The sequence below is a fragment of the Vibrio marinisediminis genome, assembly GCF_014050145.1.
GTDB lineage: Bacteria > Pseudomonadota > Gammaproteobacteria > Enterobacterales > Vibrionaceae > Vibrio > Vibrio marinisediminis.
This window is the reverse complement of sequence record NZ_JACFYF010000280.1, coordinates 1-264: the sequence shown is the minus strand read 5'-3', so window position 1 is coordinate 264 and position 264 is coordinate 1. Positions and strand designations below refer to the sequence as shown.

At 69.7% G+C, this 264-nt stretch carries 1 protein-coding gene; it reads right to left on the bottom strand.

The window, feature by feature from the left end; all coding sequences use genetic code 11:
- The coding region (locus H2O73_RS24100) for a ribonuclease E domain-containing protein (RefSeq protein WP_182110818.1) at window positions 1–264 on the bottom strand (264 nt) is incomplete at both ends.

Here is a 264-nt window from a genome sequence, read left to right as displayed (position 1 = left end):
TGTCCCCCACGGGTGCCGGAGCGGTCTCGATCGCATCCTCGTGGCTGTCATCCTGCACCTCTGAGACCCAATCGGCATGGTCCGGCGTTTCAGGGGGCGCCGACGCGATCTCTGGATCGTCCACGTCGACCGCGTCTTCTTCGGGACGAAAGGCCGCAGGCGCGGACTGGTCGTCCTCGTCCGCGGCAGGAGGAAGGGCCACGGTCGCCGCCACGTCGACCTCTTCGGCGTGGGACGGGTCGGTCCCGGCCACGGTCTCGGGGT